The 17457-nt window shown below is 36.5% G+C and carries 20 protein-coding genes, 1 pseudogene and 1 riboswitch; of the genes and pseudogenes, 10 read left to right on the top strand and 11 right to left on the bottom strand.

Going from position 1 to position 17457, the window contains the following annotated elements; genetic code table 11:
* Positions 1-51 precede the first annotated feature (51 nt).
* The 10 genes from HHL23_RS10085 to HHL23_RS10045 form a co-directional block, all read right to left on the bottom strand.
* Entirely contained in the window at positions 52-1035 is a 984-nt protein-coding gene (locus HHL23_RS10085; RefSeq protein ID WP_169234679.1) for a leucine-rich repeat domain-containing protein, read from the bottom strand.
* A gap of 45 nt (positions 1036-1080) precedes the next feature.
* Entirely contained in the window at positions 1081-1713 is a 633-nt protein-coding gene (locus tag HHL23_RS10080) for an N-acetyltransferase (protein ID WP_317174682.1), read from the bottom strand.
* Between the two features lie 28 nt (positions 1714-1741).
* A complete protein-coding gene (locus HHL23_RS10075) occupies positions 1742-2587 on the bottom strand; it encodes an SHOCT domain-containing protein (RefSeq protein WP_169234756.1) in 846 nt (281 codons plus the stop codon).
* A gap of 13 nt (positions 2588-2600) precedes the next feature.
* Positions 2601-3515, bottom strand: coding sequence for a PH domain-containing protein (locus HHL23_RS10070; RefSeq protein WP_169234755.1), 915 nt, complete (start codon positions 3513-3515; stop codon positions 2601-2603).
* 101 nt (positions 3516-3616) lie between these two features.
* Positions 3617-3742: a hypothetical protein gene (locus HHL23_RS22740; RefSeq protein WP_262889233.1), complete on the bottom strand. Its 126-nt coding sequence runs from the start codon at positions 3740-3742 to the stop codon at positions 3617-3619.
* A 10-nt stretch (positions 3743-3752) separates the two neighbouring features.
* Positions 3753-4289, bottom strand: a complete 537-nt coding sequence (locus HHL23_RS10065; protein WP_169234754.1) for a PH domain-containing protein — start codon at positions 4287-4289, stop codon at positions 3753-3755.
* A gap of 21 nt (positions 4290-4310) precedes the next feature.
* The gene (locus tag HHL23_RS10060; RefSeq protein WP_169234678.1) at positions 4311-4982 is read right to left on the bottom strand and encodes a DUF6624 domain-containing protein; all 672 of its coding nucleotides are present in this window, start codon (positions 4980-4982) and stop codon (positions 4311-4313) included.
* A gap of 9 nt (positions 4983-4991) precedes the next feature.
* On the bottom strand, positions 4992-6341 hold the full coding sequence (gene hisS, locus HHL23_RS10055; protein ID WP_169234677.1) for a histidine--tRNA ligase: 1350 nt from the start codon (positions 6339-6341) through the stop codon (positions 4992-4994).
* A 124-nt stretch (positions 6342-6465) separates the two neighbouring features.
* Positions 6466-6921 (bottom strand): HRDC domain-containing protein, encoded by a 456-nt coding sequence (locus tag HHL23_RS10050; RefSeq protein WP_228464698.1) that lies wholly within the window; start codon positions 6919-6921, stop codon positions 6466-6468.
* Positions 6922-6935: 14 nt separating this feature from the next.
* Positions 6936-7268 (bottom strand): single-stranded DNA-binding protein, encoded by a 333-nt coding sequence (locus HHL23_RS10045; protein WP_169234676.1) that lies wholly within the window; start codon positions 7266-7268, stop codon positions 6936-6938.
* A gap of 452 nt (positions 7269-7720) precedes the next feature.
* Between HHL23_RS10045 and HHL23_RS10040 the strand changes: the two are divergent.
* The 9 genes and pseudogenes from HHL23_RS10040 to HHL23_RS10000 form a co-directional block, all read left to right on the top strand.
* A pseudogene (locus HHL23_RS10040) lies at positions 7721-7882 on the top strand (IS5/IS1182 family transposase); the annotation flags it as partial.
* 98 nt (positions 7883-7980) lie between these two features.
* Positions 7981-8886 carry an arginase family protein gene (locus HHL23_RS10035; RefSeq protein WP_169234675.1) on the top strand — a complete coding sequence of 302 codons (906 nt, stop codon included), beginning with the start codon at positions 7981-7983 and terminating at the stop codon, positions 8884-8886.
* Complete coding sequence (locus tag HHL23_RS10030; protein WP_169234674.1) at positions 8886-9488, top strand: HPP family protein; 603 nt, start codon at positions 8886-8888, stop codon at positions 9486-9488. Before HHL23_RS10035 ends, HHL23_RS10030 begins: the two co-directional genes overlap by 1 nt.
* A 4-nt stretch (positions 9489-9492) precedes the next feature.
* Positions 9493-9837 (top strand): hypothetical protein, encoded by a 345-nt coding sequence (locus tag HHL23_RS10025; RefSeq protein ID WP_169234673.1) that lies wholly within the window; start codon positions 9493-9495, stop codon positions 9835-9837.
* A 27-nt stretch (positions 9838-9864) separates the two neighbouring features.
* Positions 9865-10782, top strand: coding sequence for a TIGR01777 family oxidoreductase (locus HHL23_RS10020; protein ID WP_169234672.1), 918 nt, complete (start codon positions 9865-9867; stop codon positions 10780-10782).
* A gap of 27 nt (positions 10783-10809) precedes the next feature.
* A complete protein-coding gene (gene nudK, locus HHL23_RS10015; RefSeq protein WP_169234671.1) occupies positions 10810-11391 on the top strand; it encodes a GDP-mannose pyrophosphatase NudK in 582 nt (193 codons plus the stop codon).
* Positions 11392-11454: 63 nt separating this feature from the next.
* A complete protein-coding gene (locus tag HHL23_RS10010; protein ID WP_169234670.1) occupies positions 11455-12123 on the top strand; it encodes a DUF2306 domain-containing protein in 669 nt (222 codons plus the stop codon).
* Positions 12124-12436: 313 nt separating this feature from the next.
* Positions 12437-12817: a VOC family protein gene (locus HHL23_RS10005; RefSeq protein ID WP_169234669.1), complete on the top strand. Its 381-nt coding sequence runs from the start codon at positions 12437-12439 to the stop codon at positions 12815-12817.
* A gap of 164 nt (positions 12818-12981) precedes the next feature.
* A complete protein-coding gene (locus HHL23_RS10000; RefSeq protein WP_169234668.1) occupies positions 12982-13746 on the top strand; it encodes a hypothetical protein in 765 nt (254 codons plus the stop codon).
* A 77-nt stretch (positions 13747-13823) separates the two neighbouring features.
* Here HHL23_RS10000 and HHL23_RS09995 read toward each other — a convergent pair whose 3' ends face one another.
* Positions 13824-14285 (bottom strand): Lrp/AsnC family transcriptional regulator, encoded by a 462-nt coding sequence (locus tag HHL23_RS09995; RefSeq protein ID WP_169234667.1) that lies wholly within the window; start codon positions 14283-14285, stop codon positions 13824-13826.
* 154 nt (positions 14286-14439) lie between these two features.
* Positions 14440-14624, top strand: a riboswitch (cobalamin riboswitch).
* A gap of 373 nt (positions 14625-14997) precedes the next feature.
* Between HHL23_RS09995 and metE the strand changes: the two genes are divergently transcribed.
* Positions 14998-17319 carry a 5-methyltetrahydropteroyltriglutamate--homocysteine S-methyltransferase gene (gene metE / locus HHL23_RS09990; protein WP_169234666.1) on the top strand — a complete coding sequence of 774 codons (2322 nt, stop codon included), beginning with the start codon at positions 14998-15000 and terminating at the stop codon, positions 17317-17319.
* Positions 17320-17457 lie beyond the last annotated feature (138 nt).

Raw genomic sequence — 17457 nt, 5'->3', positions numbered from 1 at the left:
TGCCCTCCTCAGTTTTTCTATTTCACTTTCCGAAATTTTATTTCCCCAAAATTATAATTGCTTCAGGTTTTTAAGTTTTTCAATACCGGGAGGCATACTTTCCAGCTGACAATCTGAAAAGTCTATAACCTCCAGATTGGAAGCATTGTATAATTCATTTAGAGCCGCAGGAACAATTTTACTTTTTGATGCATAAAAGTACTTCAGATTTTTCATTCTATCTATTCCTCCCGGAATAGATGTAATCGTGTTGTTGCTATAACTGATCTTTGTTAAATTTTCTACATAATATAAAGCAACGGGAAATTCTCTAAAGTGGTTTCCATCCAAGTTTATTTCCGTTAAATTTTTGAGCATAGAAAGTCTTTCAGGAAGATTTTTCAGATGGTTTTTTGATAAATTCAGGGTTTTCAGGCTTTTCATTTCTCCAATTTCATCAGGCAGATTTTGCAGCATATTATTAGCAGCAGAAAATGTTTCAACTTTTTTTAATTTTCTAATGCTTTTCGGAATTGACAAAGGAGGATATTTAAACGCATTTTCTTTCATGGCCTGCTCATTTCTACCCGCTAAACTTAAAATTTTAAGATTCTGTAAATCTCCAAGATTTTCGGGGTAATTTTCTAAATACGGACAGAAAAACCGGAGTTCCTCCAGGTTCTTAAGTTTGAGGATCTGAGGAGGCATTTGTTTCATGTAAACTGAAAAAATACTCACTGTTTTCAATTTATTTAATCTCGCAAAGGAGCTGGGAAAATTAACAATCCCTGTTCGACCACTCATCGCAAATGTTTCCAGATTCTCCAGACGGTCTATATCCTTTGGAAGCTCTGTGAATTCTCTGTTGGTAGTAATACTTAATACCTTCATTTTTTTCCATCCCAAAATATGCTCAGGGAACTTATTGACATCATCCAGAGACACCACCTCACTTTCTTTACTGAGATCTTGGGGTTCAAAACGGTATGTTTCGGATTGGGCATTGCACATCAATACAATGGAAGTAAAAATGATGGCTATTATTTTTTTATTCATTAATTTTTAAACTTTAATAAATTATCAGAACTGCTATATGAAAAATCAAATACCAGGAATAACGATAGAAGTATAATTACTGTAAAGCTCCCATCCCATCGATTCGTAAAGCCTTTTTCCCTGCTCTGTCGCTACCAGAAAATTGTTAGTGATACCTTTTGATAAGGCTATTTTCTCAAGTTCCCGCATCAAGAAAGTAGCGAGGCCTTTTCTTTGGTGCTTTTCTTCGGTTACAATTCTGTCATAAACAGCCAGATCATCTACGAGTACAATACGGCCAATAGAGGCCAGTTCACCGTTTTCAGCAATGATTTTGATTACTGTTGTAGAATTATATTTTTCATACTCGATTCGATAGCCTTCACAAAGATTTGTATCAGAATTTTTCATCGGTCCGAAACAGGACATCATGTATCCGGGAGGTTGTATAATCCACTTTCCGGATACGGTATTTTTTACCTCATCCGGCGAAGCGCAGACTTTAAGATAGGTCCAAGGTTTATCAATTTGTTTTGAGAGTTCAATAAAATCATGATTGAGTTCAGAAAAAACATATCGTATTTTTTGTCTTTCCTCTCCTACTTCTACTTTAAAACCGGATTTATATCTGACCGGAAGCGGAAGCTTTCTGGACAACGACCATGCCTTCAGCCATTTTTCTACAATATCATGAGACACTTTGGTTTCCAGTGTTTTATGGTTTTATTTATGAAAGCTGATCCAGCAATTTCTTTTTCTGCTCTGCAAATTCTTCTTCGGTCAAAATTCCACTTTCTCTTAATTTTCCCAGTTTTTCAAGCTGTTCAAAAATAAGATTGGACTGTACTTCTTTTGTGGGAGCGATCTGCTGCTGAGTTTTAACCTGATTATAAATTTTGTTGATGAAACCGTAAAACCTTTCCGCATCCAGTCTGTCACAGAAACATTCAAATTCCACGACTTTATCTTCAGTATGCAATTTAATAACCGGAGATATCGGATTGCTTACAAAACTTACTTCAGTGATGGTTTCATTGGGGTAGGTATTCACCTTTACCGGTGCAAACATAGCCTTTGAGACAGAAACAATCCTTTTGGGAGTGACAAGTAAAACGCCTGCATCCACTGTCTTTAAGAACTGGGCATCTGTTGCCGCCAAAATGACTTCATCCACGGCAAGTATACGTGGCAATTCTTTGATTTCCCCTTTTGCAAACATGGAAAGGTTGGCGCCTATCTGCTCCATTTGATATTTTATTTCTTTCAGTCTTCTTTTATAAAGATCATGAGGCATATCACCTAGTTCTATAAACTGGACCAAACTATTCATCTGAACTTCTTCTGTTCTTTTTTGGAGTTGTTCTGTTTCCGGTTCTATTTTTCCTGTTTGAACAAGACTTTTGATATCATTGATACTAAACGCATTGAGGTTATACAGAAGTTCCTGATGGGTACTGCTTACTTTATCCAGGCATTTATTACATAGATTGCCTCCGTCTGAAAGTTTGTTTTCGCCTAAAAGCGTGTCTATGGACGTCAGTTCAGCGTTGCATAATGCACAGGTATTGCTCATTTTTTATGATATTTTAAAGTTTAGCCAGCAGCTTTTTCTTTTGTTCGGCAAATTCTTCTTCGGTAAGAACACCTAGTTCGCGAAGTTTTCCCAGTTTTTCAAGCTGATCAAAAATCACGGCGGGAGCTTCTTTCGATTCAGAATTCGGCTGAGATTGCTGAGGTTGAGGTACCGTTTGCTGCTGCTGCAGCTTCACTTGCATCTGTTGAAGTCTGATCTGATCCTCAGAACGGCCGATATAGTTCTGTACGGCATCAAAGAAGTTTTTTGCCGCACTCTTTATGTAAAGTTTAAACTCAGCCGTAAAACCGGGTGTATATACTTTTAGCGTTGAAGACATGAGGCTCGTATCATGCTGTACTGAACTGACTTTGTGAAGCGGAAATTCATTTTCAAAAACACCCCCGAAAAACTTTTTATCAACGAAAATGATTCTTTTCTCTGTTGATACTACAATTCCTTCCAGATTGTTATACAGATATTTCCCTTCTGCAATCGCGATAAGTTTTTCGTCTTTATCAAGAACATTAACCAATTCCTCTACTTCACTGTCTACGAAAAGGCTGAGTTTAGCCCCTGTAGCTACGATTTGGTCTTTGATCTCATCAAGTCTCGAAGGTGCGTCTGCTGTATAAGTGAACTGAATACTTTGAGATGGAGTTTCAACAATTCGGGGTTGGGCAATCTGTATGGTTTGAAATTCTTCAGTTTCGATGGCCATCTCCTGTTCACCGCCTCCGTTCAGTACCATACTCCTGATCTGGACAATGCTATAGTTTCCAAGGTCGGATACAAGATCTTTATTGATATTAGTAGCTTTATTCAGACATTTATTACACAAAATTCCTCCATCTGAAAGTTTATTTTCGCCTAAAAGGGTATCCATGGATGTAAGCGGAACTCCGCATAAAGAACATTCAGTGTTCATCTGGTTTTATGTTTAATAGTTTAATGATTAATGCCAAACAGTATTTGCATTAATCCAAATTACAAATTTGTGTTTACAATGAAAGATAATATTACAATCTTTCAAGCAATTTTTTCTTTTGTGATGAAAACACTTCCTCTGAAATCAGAAAAGTCACTCATTTCTGACTGTGCCCATGAAAAAAGATCGGGATTCATTTTTCTGATCTGATATTCTATATTTTCCATTAATCTCATTTTAGAGCTTCTCTATCAGTTTTTTCTTCTGTGCAGTAAATTCTTCCTCTGTTAAAATTCCACTTTCCTTTAGTCTTCCCAATTGTTCTAACTGATCCAAAACTGTAGGTTCGGATTGACTTTGAAAATATTCTTTGGGACGGGCCATAAAACCTCTTACTTTCTCACAAAATAATTCTGCATAATATTTCCCAACATTATCGATCTCAAGAATATTATCCGAGATATGAATATCTATGGAGGCCAGCATCAAAGACTTTTCATACTGTATAGAGCTGACTTTATCGTAAGAAAAATCTTCTACTTTCAATCCATACATGAATTCTTTGTCCACAAAAATCAATCTTCTTTCAGTGGCTACTAAAACGATATGATGATTGGTCAATTTATTTCTTCCTTCAATCAGATACACAATTTTTTCATTCTCTGAAAGTACTTCCGGCAATGCATGAATTTCTTTTCTGGCAAAAATGGTTGGATTGATATCTAATGTCTCCAGCTCATCTTTTATTTCGTCAAGTCTTGATTTTTCACTCATAATCAGTCGTTTTATTTTTGATTATTTATAGAGTTTTGGGAATTTTATTCCTTTCTCTAAAAACAATTTTTCATTCATCCTGTAATGGTTTTGTGTCATACGATTGAGATAATCTTTATATGGTTCCAAGTCAAATTCTTTTCTTAATTTATCAATATTTATTGAATCTACTAATCCATTTTTAGGAACAGCTTGCTCTAAATTATTATAATCCAACTGAGATCCAAACCTTTGTTTTTTGCCTAAATTTTTATTTACTCGATCTTCCAGTAGTGCGTAGTCGGATCTACGTACATTATTTTTTACAACTTCTTTCCTCATCTCATCTAACATTTGCTTTTGAAATTCAATATCATTATCTGCATGCTGTATTGAAATCCAAAAATTATTTGATGCTTCCTCTCCTACTTTATCAAAGCCAAGATAACCATATTTTGAAAACATTTTTTTGATTCGTTCCTGATTATCTAAACTTATACTATCTCTTTTAGCTAAAAATATCTTCCATGCATTTTTCTCACCATATTTATTTTTAAACATTTGTGGAGGAATTCCTGCATATTCCTGATCAACTTTCTTAATATATTCTAATTCTTTTATCACTCTGTCTCTATCTTTTTTAGAAATAGATTGAGCATTACAAGAAAGAAGACAAATGCTCATCGATAAAAAGAAAATGTTTTTTTTCATCATTTTTTGTGCTTATTTCAAAAACGCTTCCAAAGAAAGTGTTTTCTGTTCTCCGGCAGCAAGGTCTTTAAAAGTAACCGTTCCGTTTTTAATTTCTTCTTCTCCTAAGAAAACAAGGTTTTTAATGCCTTTCTTTTCCGCATAGGTAAACTGTTTGTTCAGTTTGGCATTTTCCGGATAAAGTTCAGCAGAAATTCCTTTTTGTCTCAGCTGCATGATCAGTTTTAAAGCTTCTACCGTTCCTTCTCCTCCGAAATTAGCAAACAAGTACTCTACTTGAGTTGAAGCTTCTTCTGGAAAGAGATTAAGCTCTTCCATCACAAGATAAACCCTGTCCAAACCAAACGAAACACCAATTCCTGGAATATTTTTAACTCCAAAAACTTCGGTAAGATTATCATATCTTCCACCGCCGCCGATAGATCCCATCGCTACCTCATCCGCTTTCACTTCGAAAATAGCTCCGGTATAATAATCCAGACCTCTGGCCAGCGTAATATTGAACACAAGGTTCTGCACATCTACTCCAAGATTTAAAGATTGGGTAAGGACAAATTCAAGTTCTTCCACTCCTTTCAGTCCGATTTCACTATCTGCAAACTTCTCTTTTAACTGAAGAAGGTTTTCCAGTGCATCATCCGACTGATTGAATAAAAATTCTAATTTATCAATAGATTCCTGAGAAATTTCTCTTTCCAATAATTCCTTTACTACCCCTTCCTTCCCGATCTTGTCAAGTTTGTCTAAGGCCACAGTAAATTCAATCAGTTTCTCTGTAATACCAGCATATTCTGCCAAACCGGAAAGAATCTTTCTGTTGTTCATATGGATGGTAACAGGAATTTTAAGATCTGAAAACGATTTCAGATACAGCTGAACCAAATCCACTTCCTGTAGCAAACTTTCGCTTCCTACCACATCCGCATCACACTGGTAAAACTCTCTGAATCTTCCTTTCTGCGGACGGTCTGCTCTCCATACAGGCTGAATTTGGTAACGCTTGTATGGGAATGTAAGTTTTCCATGATTCATCGCCACGAATCGCGCAAAAGGTACGGTAAGGTCATAACGAAGGGCTTTATCTGAAATTTGTGAAATCAGTTTCTGATGGTTTTTATTGTCCCAGTCTTCCTGATTCACTTTCGAGGCGTACTCTCCTGAATTTAAAATTTTAAAAATCAGTCGGTCCCCTTCTTCTCCGTACTTTCCTGTCAAAGTAGAAAGATTTTCAAAGCTTGGCGTTTCCAACGGTTGAAATCCGAATAACTCGAAATTATTCTGTAAAATATTGATGATATATTTTCTTCTGGAAACTTCCTGTGCTGTAAAATCTCTCGTTCCTTTTGCTAAACTTGGCTTCATTTGCTGTATGTCATTTTGATATATGCAAAAATAAGGAATTGAAAGGACTTTTCCGAAACATAAAAAACTGAGGAAGAAATCTTCCCCAGCTCTCGATGCATTAATCATTATTTAATCTAAAAAATCAGACGCTTTCAATGATTTCCAGGATCTCTTCACCATAGTTTTCAATCTTATGTTTTCCGAAACCTTTGATCTCAAGCAGCTCTTCTTTTTTCACAGGCTTATACTTAGCTACAGACATCAGTTCTTTGTTGCTCGCAATAAAATAAGTGGGGAGATTCTGTTCTTTCGCCTTCTCTGATCTCCAGTATTTCAGGGCATCTAAAATTTTCTCTTCATCGGAGTTTAAAACATCATTATCTGCAGAGTATTTTACTGCCTTTGGTTCTTTCACTATATTTTTAGCCGTTTTCAGCTCTTCAAAATACAGGACAACAGACCAATAAGATTCATCATTTACAAAAGCGGTTTCCACTTTTATAATTTCGTTTGCTTCCAGAAAGTGATCAAGCATTTTCTGATCTTTGTAGAGAAATTCTTCAGGAAGTCTGATTTTAAAAACTTTTACTTTCATCATTTGTGTTTTTAGAATTATTTACCTCCCAAAAGAAGAATTTCATCTACTCTGATCTCCGTAATATATCGCTTAACGCTATCTTTATCATCGTACGATCTGTACGTAAGCTTTCCTTCAATAGCAATTTCTTTTCCTTTGGGTACGTATTTCTGAAGGATCTCCGCTGCTTTTCCAAAGGCGATCAGATTGTGCCATTGTGTTTCTTCTACTTTTTCGCCTTTTGCATTGGTGTAATGATCGCTCGTTGCTAGAGACACGCTTGCTTTTACGTTTCCGCTTTCGAAGTTTACGGTTTCAACTTCTTTTCCTGTGTAACCAATTAATGTTACTTTGTTTCTTAGTGACATAGCTTTAAATTTTTAAGATTAATAATTCAGATCAGAGACGTTCACTGTGTTTCTCAAATCTCTGTTGCAAAGATTGTCACGGTGCAGCATCTTAATCGGTTATAAACTATTTAAATTCGCTTGTAGTCGTTTGTTGTCTTATATTTTTTTAAATCTTTATTAAATCATTTGTTATTAAATATAGATATGAACTTCAATACATTTCGATATATAATATTCTATTTTTAAGTTTAAAAAATTAGCTGTTCTTTTTTAAATCAAGTAATAAAAAATAACAATCAATTTCTTTCAAATAAAATTTTAAAACAATTTCATTATTTTTCTTGATTATCCTAAGAATAGTACTGAAGTCATTTAAACTTTTCCTATAAAAAAGGCTTGCTTATTTTTGTGTTGCGAAACATAAAAAAAGAAAGCAAGCCAATGATGTACCAAGTACTAGACAAAGATATTATAGGGAAAGATATGCTATAGAGAGAACTAATGCTTGGTTAGATAGTTTTCGATCATTGCTTAATCGTTTTGACACAACAGTATCGAGTTGGAAGTCTTTTAATTATATCGCTTTTATGGTTATAGCTCTGAACAAATTTTATAAATCTAAAAAAGTTTAAATGACCTCTATAATTAAAAACGATTGAAAAAACATTGCTACATATAGTTTTACCCGTTTTCAAACGGATAATTCCGTACCTTTGGGAAAACATCATCTATGAAAAGGAATATCGATATTTTTGAATTCCCTCTCAATCTCGGGCTTAGAAAAAAGGATCACGAAAATGAGCCCGGTGTAAAAAGACTTCCGGACTGGTTTAGAAAATTTGATTTTCATAAAGAAATCAATCCTAACCATATTTTCAGACTGGAAGCACCAGACTATTTGATGGAACCTGATCAGGAATCAGGTGTTTTAAATGCAGAAACTATCATTGACTATGCCCAAAAACAGGTAGATTTTATCTCGAAGAATCATCAGAAAAATACGTTCAGCATCATGCTTGGTGGTGATTGCAGTATTCTGATAGGAACTGCTCTCGCCTTAAAGAAGCTTGGAAATTTTGGATTATTTTATCTGGATGGGCATACTGACTTTATTCCGGCTCATCTTTCCGAAACCTCTGCTGCCGCAGGAATGGATCTTGCTATTATTACAGGAACAGGACATGAAAAATTAACCAATATTCAAGGGTTCAGGCCTTACTTTTTGGAAGAAAATGTCTACTGTGCCGGAAATGCAGAAACAGATGACGATGAATATGTGCAACAGATCACCAATTCTGATATCCATTATTTTGATCTGTACGAGCTTAGAAAAAATGGTTTCGGAAAAACGGCAGAAGATTTTCTAAAAATGGTCAACAGCAAAGCACTGGCTGGATTTTTCATTCATCTTGATGTGGATGTTCTGAATGATGAACTAATGCCTGCCGTAGACAGCAGAATGGAAGACGGAATCGATTATGATAATCTAAGGGAAATCCTGAAACCTTTGGTCCATTCTCCCCTATGCTTTGGAATAGAAATCACCGTTCTGGATCCTGATCATGATAAAGATGGAATATATACCCAACCGTTTGTAAAAAATTTAATTCAAATAATAAAAAATAAAGAAGATTAATGAAGAAGACTATCAAAAGAACATTCAGAGTTTCAAAATACGTTATATATAAGGAAACACTCGTTGACTACAAAGAACATTTCTGGTCATTTCTTGGAGCGTTCGTAGGAATTGGCCTCATTGCCTTTATCCAGTCCCATTCCGTATCTGCTACAGAAAATATATTCCTGATCGGATCTTTCGGAGCATCCAGTGTTCTGATCTATGGAGCTATCCAGAGTCCTTTGGCTCAGCCCAGAAATCTGGTCGGTGGACACGTTATTTCAGCTATTGTAGGAGTTACGATTTATAAGATTGTTCCTGATATCATCTGGCTCTCTGCACCGCTGGCCGTAGCATTTTCTATTGTCCTGATGCAATATACCAAAACGCTTCATCCACCAGGAGGAGCCACTGCGCTGATCGCGGTGAGTTCTGTAGGAAAGATTCCTGAACTTGGATACTGGTACGTTCTTTCTCCTGTTCTGTCAGGCTGTATCATTCTTCTTATTACAGCTTTATTATTCAACAATATGACCGCAAACAGAAGTTACCCTTCCCACAGCAGTTTCAAAAGGTTACTAAGAAAAAAACATGAGCATACACACAAAATGAAAAAATAAAAACATGGAATGTCTTGAATGTGGCGAAAAAATTATCGGAAGGTCTGATAAAAAATTCTGCAATGATGCCTGCCGGAATGCCTACAATAATAAGCAGAATAAAGATTCTACCAATCTGATGCGGAATGTAAATAACAAACTTCGCAAAAACTACCGTATCCTTATGGAACTGAATACAGATGGTAAAGCAAAAATTGCAAGATCCAGAATGGATGGCTTAGGTTTTGATTTTGATTATTTCACCAATCTGAAAGTTTATAAAAACGGCTCTGAATACAGGTTTATTTATGATTACGGTTATAAATTTTTAGAAGAAGATTTTGTTCTGATTGTAAGAAATCAGGCTTAATTCCACACCATCCAAAAATAGAGTATTATGAAAGAAATCGTTCTGATAACTGGTGCTGGCGGTATGATCGCCCGTGAGTTGTCTAAAAAAATAGAGAAAGAATATACTGTAAGATTCCTGACCCGAAAGAAAAAGCATGACCATGATTTTGAATGGGACATCAAAAATGGAATAATCGATGAGTCTGCTCTCGACAATGTTTCCCACATCATTCACCTAGCCGGAGCCAACATTTCTGAAAAGCGCTGGACTGATGAGAGAAAAAAGGAATTAATTTCCAGCCGTGTAGATTCAGCGGGACTTCTATTGAAAACTTTAAGAAAGAAAAATATCAAGCTTAAATCCTTCATTTCCGCATCAGGGATCAATTATTACGGAACGGTAACGACCAATACAATCTATACGGAAGAAGATCCACCCGGAAATGATTTTCTGAGCGAAGTGGTGGTTTTATGGGAAAGAGCGGCAGATGATTTTAAAGAACAGAATCTTGCCGAAAGAGTGGTCAAAATAAGGACAGCTGTGGTCCTTTCCAAAGAAGATGGCGCATTAAAGAAAATGCTCCCAACCATACAATACGGGATAGGATCAGCTTTAGGGAGTGGAAAGCAGTATATGCCATGGATTCATATTGATGATATCTGCTCTATTTATGAGGCAGCTTTGAAAAACACCAATATAGACGGGGCTTACAATGCAGTATCTCCCCAACACACCACCAATGAAAATTTGACGAAAAAGATCGCTGAAGTTCTGAAGAAACCTTTGTTTATGCCTAATGTACCATCATTTGTTCTAAAACTAATGTTTGGAGAACTGGCAGATGCTTTGCTGGAAGGTTCCCGGGCTTCTTCACAGAAAATCCTGAATTCCGGATTCCAGTTTCAGTTTCCTGATCTGAAGAAAGCATTGGAAAATTTATTAATTCACAATCAAACCAAATAAAAAATTATTCAAAAGATTTTAAAAACTATGCATACTCCTAACATCAATATTCTTAAAACAGAAATTCTTTCTGATAACTGGTATACATTAAACAAAGTCACTTACAGCATTGCCAAGAAGGACGGAACCACAGAAACCCAGAGCAGAGAATCCTACGACAGAGGAAACGGTGCGGTTATCCTGCTTTATAACAAAGTGGCAGGGACTGTGATCTTAACCAGACAGTTCAGGCTGCCCACTTTCATCAATGGAAATACAACGGGAATGCTCATCGAAGCCTGTGCCGGCCTATTGGATAATGATAATCCCGAGGAATGCATCAAAAGAGAGACTGAAGAGGAAACAGGATATAAAATTTCAAAAGTAGAAAAAGTATTTGAAGCCTATATGTCGCCAGGCTCTGTAACGGAGATCCTGCATTTTTTCACGGCGGAATATTCTGCTGAAATGAAGATCACTGATGGCGGCGGACTTGAAGAGGAAGGTGAAAACATTGAAGTTTTGGAACTTCCTTTTGATCAGGCACTTTCTATGATAGATACCGGTGAGATCATGGATGCCAAAACCATTATGCTGTTGCAACATTTACGGATTAAAAGTATTCTATAAAAAAATGATTGCCTGCACTGGCTTTATTGAAATAATGTGTAAAAATATTAGTCGCTAAAACAGATGAACAGATCTCTTGGGATAAAAATCATCAGGGTACTTGCCATCCCTGCCGTTGTGATTTTCAGCATCCTGATGCTGAAAGTAATCTCCCAATATACAGGTTTTGATAAAAATGTGGGTTTCCTGATGTTCAAGCAAAAAGTGGTTGGCAATCCATATTGGATGACCTTTTTTTACATTCATATTTTTTCGATCACGCTTTGTCTTCTGGCAGGGCTTACCCAATTCTCGAATCGGTTTTTAATGGAAAACAGGAAGCTGCATCAATGGATAGGAAAGATGTATGTTTACAATATTCTGATCATCAATGTTCCGGCATGCTTTGTACTGGGCCTATTTTCAAATGGTGGAATGATTGGAATTACCGGATTTATTTTACAGGATATTCTCTGGGCATATTTTACGGTTAAGGCTGTTCTTTTGATTAAAAGAGGACATATTGCCGGACATAAAAAGTATATGATCTTAAGCTATGCAGTAACTATTACGGCTATTACGTTCAGAATTATAAAAAATCTGTTCTATAAGGAAAACCTGTATGATTATGAACTATTTTACGGACTGAATGTCTGGCTTTCCATGGCAATCAATCTTTCTGTAGCATTTTTTATTATACGTAAAAATACATTACCGCTCGAAACTGACGGTATTGATAAAGATAACAAATGAGGTGAACAGAAGTAATGCCAATGATCCAACGAAGATCAACACATTCCATGCAGTTTTATATTGAGATTTTGCGGTCCATCGGTTAAAAAAACGCGTAAGAAGGTAAGATATCCCTGCGAAGATCAGGAGAATAAAGACGAAAAAAAGTAGCTCCCAGTCCATAGTTGTTAAATTTATATCAAAACTATTGTTTTAAAATTAAAAAACAATATACTGACCTATAAATAAGTGTAATTAAAATAAAACACAAATAGCACAATTTCAAACACAAATTTTCACAAAATCATTCGTTGAATTAATTAAAACAAAGAAAATGGAAATAGAAAACCTGGACCACATCGTGCTTACCGTAGCAGACATTGATAAAACCGTGGAATTTTACACTACTATTCTAGGGTTTAAGGCTATCACTTTCGGTGAAAATAGAAAAGCTTTGACATTCGGGAACCAAAAGATTAATCTTCACCAAAAGGGTCATGAGTTTGAACCAAAGGCAGAAAAACCTACCTGTGGTTCTGCAGACCTCTGTTTTATTGCAAAAACGGATATTCACGAGGTGCTGGAAGAACTGAAACAGAAAAACATTCAAATTATAGAAGGTATCGTCGAAAGAACCGGTGCTCTGGGGAAAATCAGATCTGTCTATTTCCGCGATCCGGATATGAACCTTATTGAAGTGAGTAATAACGGCTAATAACTGATTTTTACCTTAACTCCACTTTACAACTCAAAAAAATCTTAATGATCTAAAACTTATTCGTTAGATGAACTCCATTTCTTCCTGTTTTAAATCTAATATATTAATTTTACAGTCAAATTCAAAAAGCACCTTTTAAAAAATACCGTACACCAAAATATATGAGAAAATTAATACTTACTCTTTCACTGGCTCTTTCTGTAGCAGTCATGGGACAGAAACAAGCCACCAAGACCAGTAATCTGGTATTGTACACCTATCAAACCTTCAACTGTGACAATAAAGGGTATTTCGATCCGGGAAAATACAAGAAAGAGGAAATAGACGGCGTTAATAAGCTTTTGTATCAATTCAACAGCGGTCTGTTTGACAATCATACCGTTTTTAAACTTTCTGATCTTGAAGATGTCCGGAAAAATAAAAACATCTATCTCCAGCAACTGGAAAAACAATACCAGGAAAAGAAAAAAGAACTGTACGGTATACAGGTCATCAATCTTCCGGAGTGGAAAAAACTTCACCAGGAAACGATTCAGACTTTTGAAAACGAATATCAGCTGAAAAAAGAAGATCTTATCGCCTATTCTGATCCTGCATCTTTAAAAAACAGCAAGTTTTATACTACCTGCAAAGAATATATTGATGCTGTTTCTTCTCCTGACAAACAGAAAATGTACACAGTTTGGAAAAAATTCGTCGAAGCTAAAAGCAAGGATAATGCTGATCCGCAATTAGTAATAGATAAATTCAAGGCTCAATTCAACGATCCCAAAAAAGATGATTATGCACTGATTCAATTGATAGGTTTCGGCTTCTATAACTGTGCCAACGGCAGTTTCAGGCCAGACCCGGATGATGAAGGAACGCTCTACGAAAAATTCGATAAGGTCTTTACGAAACTGAAGCAAGATTGTGATGAGCCGTGATTTTTTAATGAATGATGCAAAAATTGAATGATTTAAAAATTATAATGGCAGTACCCGGTGGGGTACTGTTTTTATTTTTAGATATTCACTCCATAAATATTCTTCACTTCAGCCATCACAAACGTACTGTGTGCGCTACCAATTGAATCTACTGAACCTAATTTATTGAATACAAAATCTTGGTAATGCTTCATATCCCTTACCTGAACTTTGAGCAGAAAATCAAAATCTCCGGAAATATTATAACATTCAGCCACTTCGTCGATCTGTAAGATATCTTCAACAAATTGATTTCCCACAGAACGATCATGGATCTTAAGTTTGATCTGGCAAAAAACCGTAAAACCCCGATTCAGTTTTTCGGCTTCCAGAACGGCTGCATAATGTTTGATGTATCCCTCCTGCTCCAGCCTTTTCATCCGTTCGAAAACGGGTGATGGCGAAAGATTAATTTCTTTAGCAAGTTCCTTTACAGTTAGTTTGGCGTTTTTTTGCAGGATTCTAAGCAGCTGAAGATCCTTTTCATCAAGTCTTTCCACAGAATAATATTCTTTTTGGGGTTATTTTTTTCAAATGTACAGAATATTTGACTTTAAAATAAAGTTTATACAGAACTATATCCTTAATTTAAATACAATAACCAATCAATTCACTTTAATCAATACCTTTATCCCAGATTTTGTTCTTTAACATCCTTCATCAAACAGAAAAGGCTTTACATAACGTAGATTAATAGGGAATCGTGTGAGAATCACGAACTGTTGCGCAACTGTAAGTAACACAACAAGGGTTTTTGTCCATGAATATCCACTGCGCAAGCGGGAAGGATGATAAAAACTGTTACAAGTCAGGAGACCTGCCTATTCTGAATGGACAATGCTTTCGCGGTTTGAAGCTTTTTGGTCATACAGATGATACTTTTTGAACGTTTAATTTTGAATAGTTTTGATTTTAAACGCAAAGATTTTTTATACTAATGCCTTATTTTAGGCTGCAAAGAAATGCGATACATCGCTGATGAAGCTTATGGATAAAACGTTAGCTTCATAAAATCAATTTATTGATTCCTCTTTGCTTTCTTAACATATAAAGGAATTTAAATTAAAACTTTGCGTTAAAAACTTTAAACCAATTCTCAAATTACGTCCTCATTGTATCTACTCTATTTCTAAAAAACCTCTCATCGGCAGCATTGCGAAGCATTCCAAAAGAACTTGATAATTAATGTTTAATTAAAAAGTTGAAAAGAAAATGCAAACACACCTACTTGGCTATCCGCGTATTGGTAGCAACAGAGAACTCAAAAAAGCCTGCGAGCAATATTGGTCAGGCAAGACGTCTTTAAACGAACTCTTGGAGATCGGAAAAACCACTACCCATCAAAACTGGAAACTGCAGCAGGAAGCAGGAATAGATCTTATTCCCTGTAACGATTTTTCGTATTATGACCAGGTTTTGGATATGACATTGACGGTTGGAGCTATTCCTAAACGTTATCAGGAAATCGCCTCCAAAGAATCTTCTTCAGAGCTTGATCTGTATTTTGCCATGGCAAGAGGTTTTCAAAAAGACGGTTTGGATATCACCGCGATGGAAATGACGAAATGGTTTGATACCAATTATCACTACATCGTTCCGGAATTTCAGAAAAATCAGGAATTCAAATTATTCTCCAATAAAATCATCCAGGAATTTATTAGTGCAAAACAAGCCGGAATCAATGCAAAACCTGTCATTATCGGTTTGCTGACCTATCTATTGCTGGGAAAAGAAAAAGAAGAAGGTTTCGACAAACTGGATTTAGCTCAAAACCTGCTTCCGGTTTATATTCAGATTGTAAAAGAACTGGAAAATCACGATGCTGAATATATTCAGTTTGATGAGCCGTTCTTAGCATTAGATTTAAATGAAAAAGCGAAAGAAACCTATCAAGTAATTTACACTGAAATCAGGAAACAGTTTCCCCATTTAAAGTTTATTATAGCTACTTATTTTGATGGATTAAAAGATAATCTTTCACTGGCAACTTCTCTTCCAGTTGATGTTTTACACATTGATTTGGTTCGTTCTCCTGAACAGCTGGATGAAATTTTAAACGTTATTCCTCAAACCCTAAGTCTGTCCTTAGGCATTGTGGACGGAAGAAATATATGGAAAAATGACTTTGAAAGATCATTAAGCTTCATAGAAAAAGCAATACATACAATCGGTTCCGAAAGAGTTTTCATTGCTCCATCCTGCTCACTCCTCCACTCCCCATTCGATCTTGATCTGGAGACGAATGAAAAGACATTATCTCCTGAAATTAAACAGTGGCTGGCTTTTGCCAAACAAAAAGTCTATGAAATTGTTACCTTAAAAAAACTGGCTTCAGGCAATGCAGACTATCCGACCTTACAGCAATATGCCGAAAACAAAAAAGCCACCGATACCCGTAAAACGTCAGCGTTAATACACAATCAGAATGTGAAAGACCGCGTAGATGTAACCACTGAAGATGATGCCAAGAGAAACAGCCCGTTCAGTATCCGAAAAGAAGATCAACAGAAAGTTCTGCAACTTCCTCTGTTTCCAACAACAACCATCGGATCATTTCCTCAGACTAAAGAAGTAAGAACCTGGAGAGCAAAATTCAAAAAAGGCGAACTGACTGCCGGTCAATACGATGATCTGCTGAAAAAAGAAACAGAAAGAACCATCCGCTGGCAAGAAGAGATCGGCATCGATGTATTGGTACATGGAGAATTTGAGCGGAATGATATGGTAGAATATTTCGGTGAACAGCTTGACGGATTTGCCTTCACTCAAAACGGCTGGGTTCAGAGCTATGGAAGCCGCTGCGTAAAACCTCCCGTAATCTATGGTGACGTTCACAGACCCCACCCGATGACAGTTTACTGGTCTCAGTATGCGCAATCTCTGACTCAAAAATGGGTAAAAGGAATGCTTACAGGTCCGGTGACCATTTTACAATGGTCTTTTGTCCGTGATGATCAGCCCCGATCTTTAACCTGTAAACAAATTGCACTGGCCATCCGAGATGAGGTAAACGATTTGGAAAAGGCGGGGATCAGAATTATTCAGATTGATGAACCGGCCATCAGAGAAGGTCTCCCGCTCAGAAGATCCGAATGGCAACAATACCTGGAATGGGCCGTAGAAGCCTTCAGGATTTCAGCTTCGGGTGTGGAGGATACAACACAGATTCATACGCATATGTGCTATTCTGAATTCAACGATATCATTCATAATATTGCAGACATGGATGCTGATGTGATCACCATCGAGTGCTCAAGAAGCCAGATGGAGCTGCTTCAGGCTTTTGCAGATTTCAAATATCCGAATGAGATCGGTCCAGGAGTCTACGATATTCATTCACCAAGAGTTCCGTCTAAAGAAGAGATGATTCATCTGCTGCAAAAAGCACAGGCCGTAATTCCGGCACAACAACTTTGGGTGAATCCCGATTGCGGTTTGAAAACAAGGCATTGGGATGAGACGGAAAAGGCTCTGATTGCAATGGTTGAAGCGTCACGGGAAGCCGCTGCCGCGTATGTACTACAGGAAAGCTAAAGATATAATCATTATAATTTTTAAGCAGGAGTTTTACTTCTGCTTTTTTTATGTTTTGGCTAAAGCCTTTTTCATTCTGTCTTTATGATAAGCGGGCTTTAGCCCATCTTCAAAAACGAAAGTATTCATCCGGCTTTA

Origin of the sequence: Chryseobacterium antibioticum (assembly GCF_012927325.1) — a bacterium.
Lineage (GTDB): Bacteria > Bacteroidota > Bacteroidia > Flavobacteriales > Weeksellaceae > Chryseobacterium > Chryseobacterium antibioticum.
Note: the sequence above shows the minus strand (reverse complement) of the source record. Positions and strands in the feature narration are given on the sequence as shown.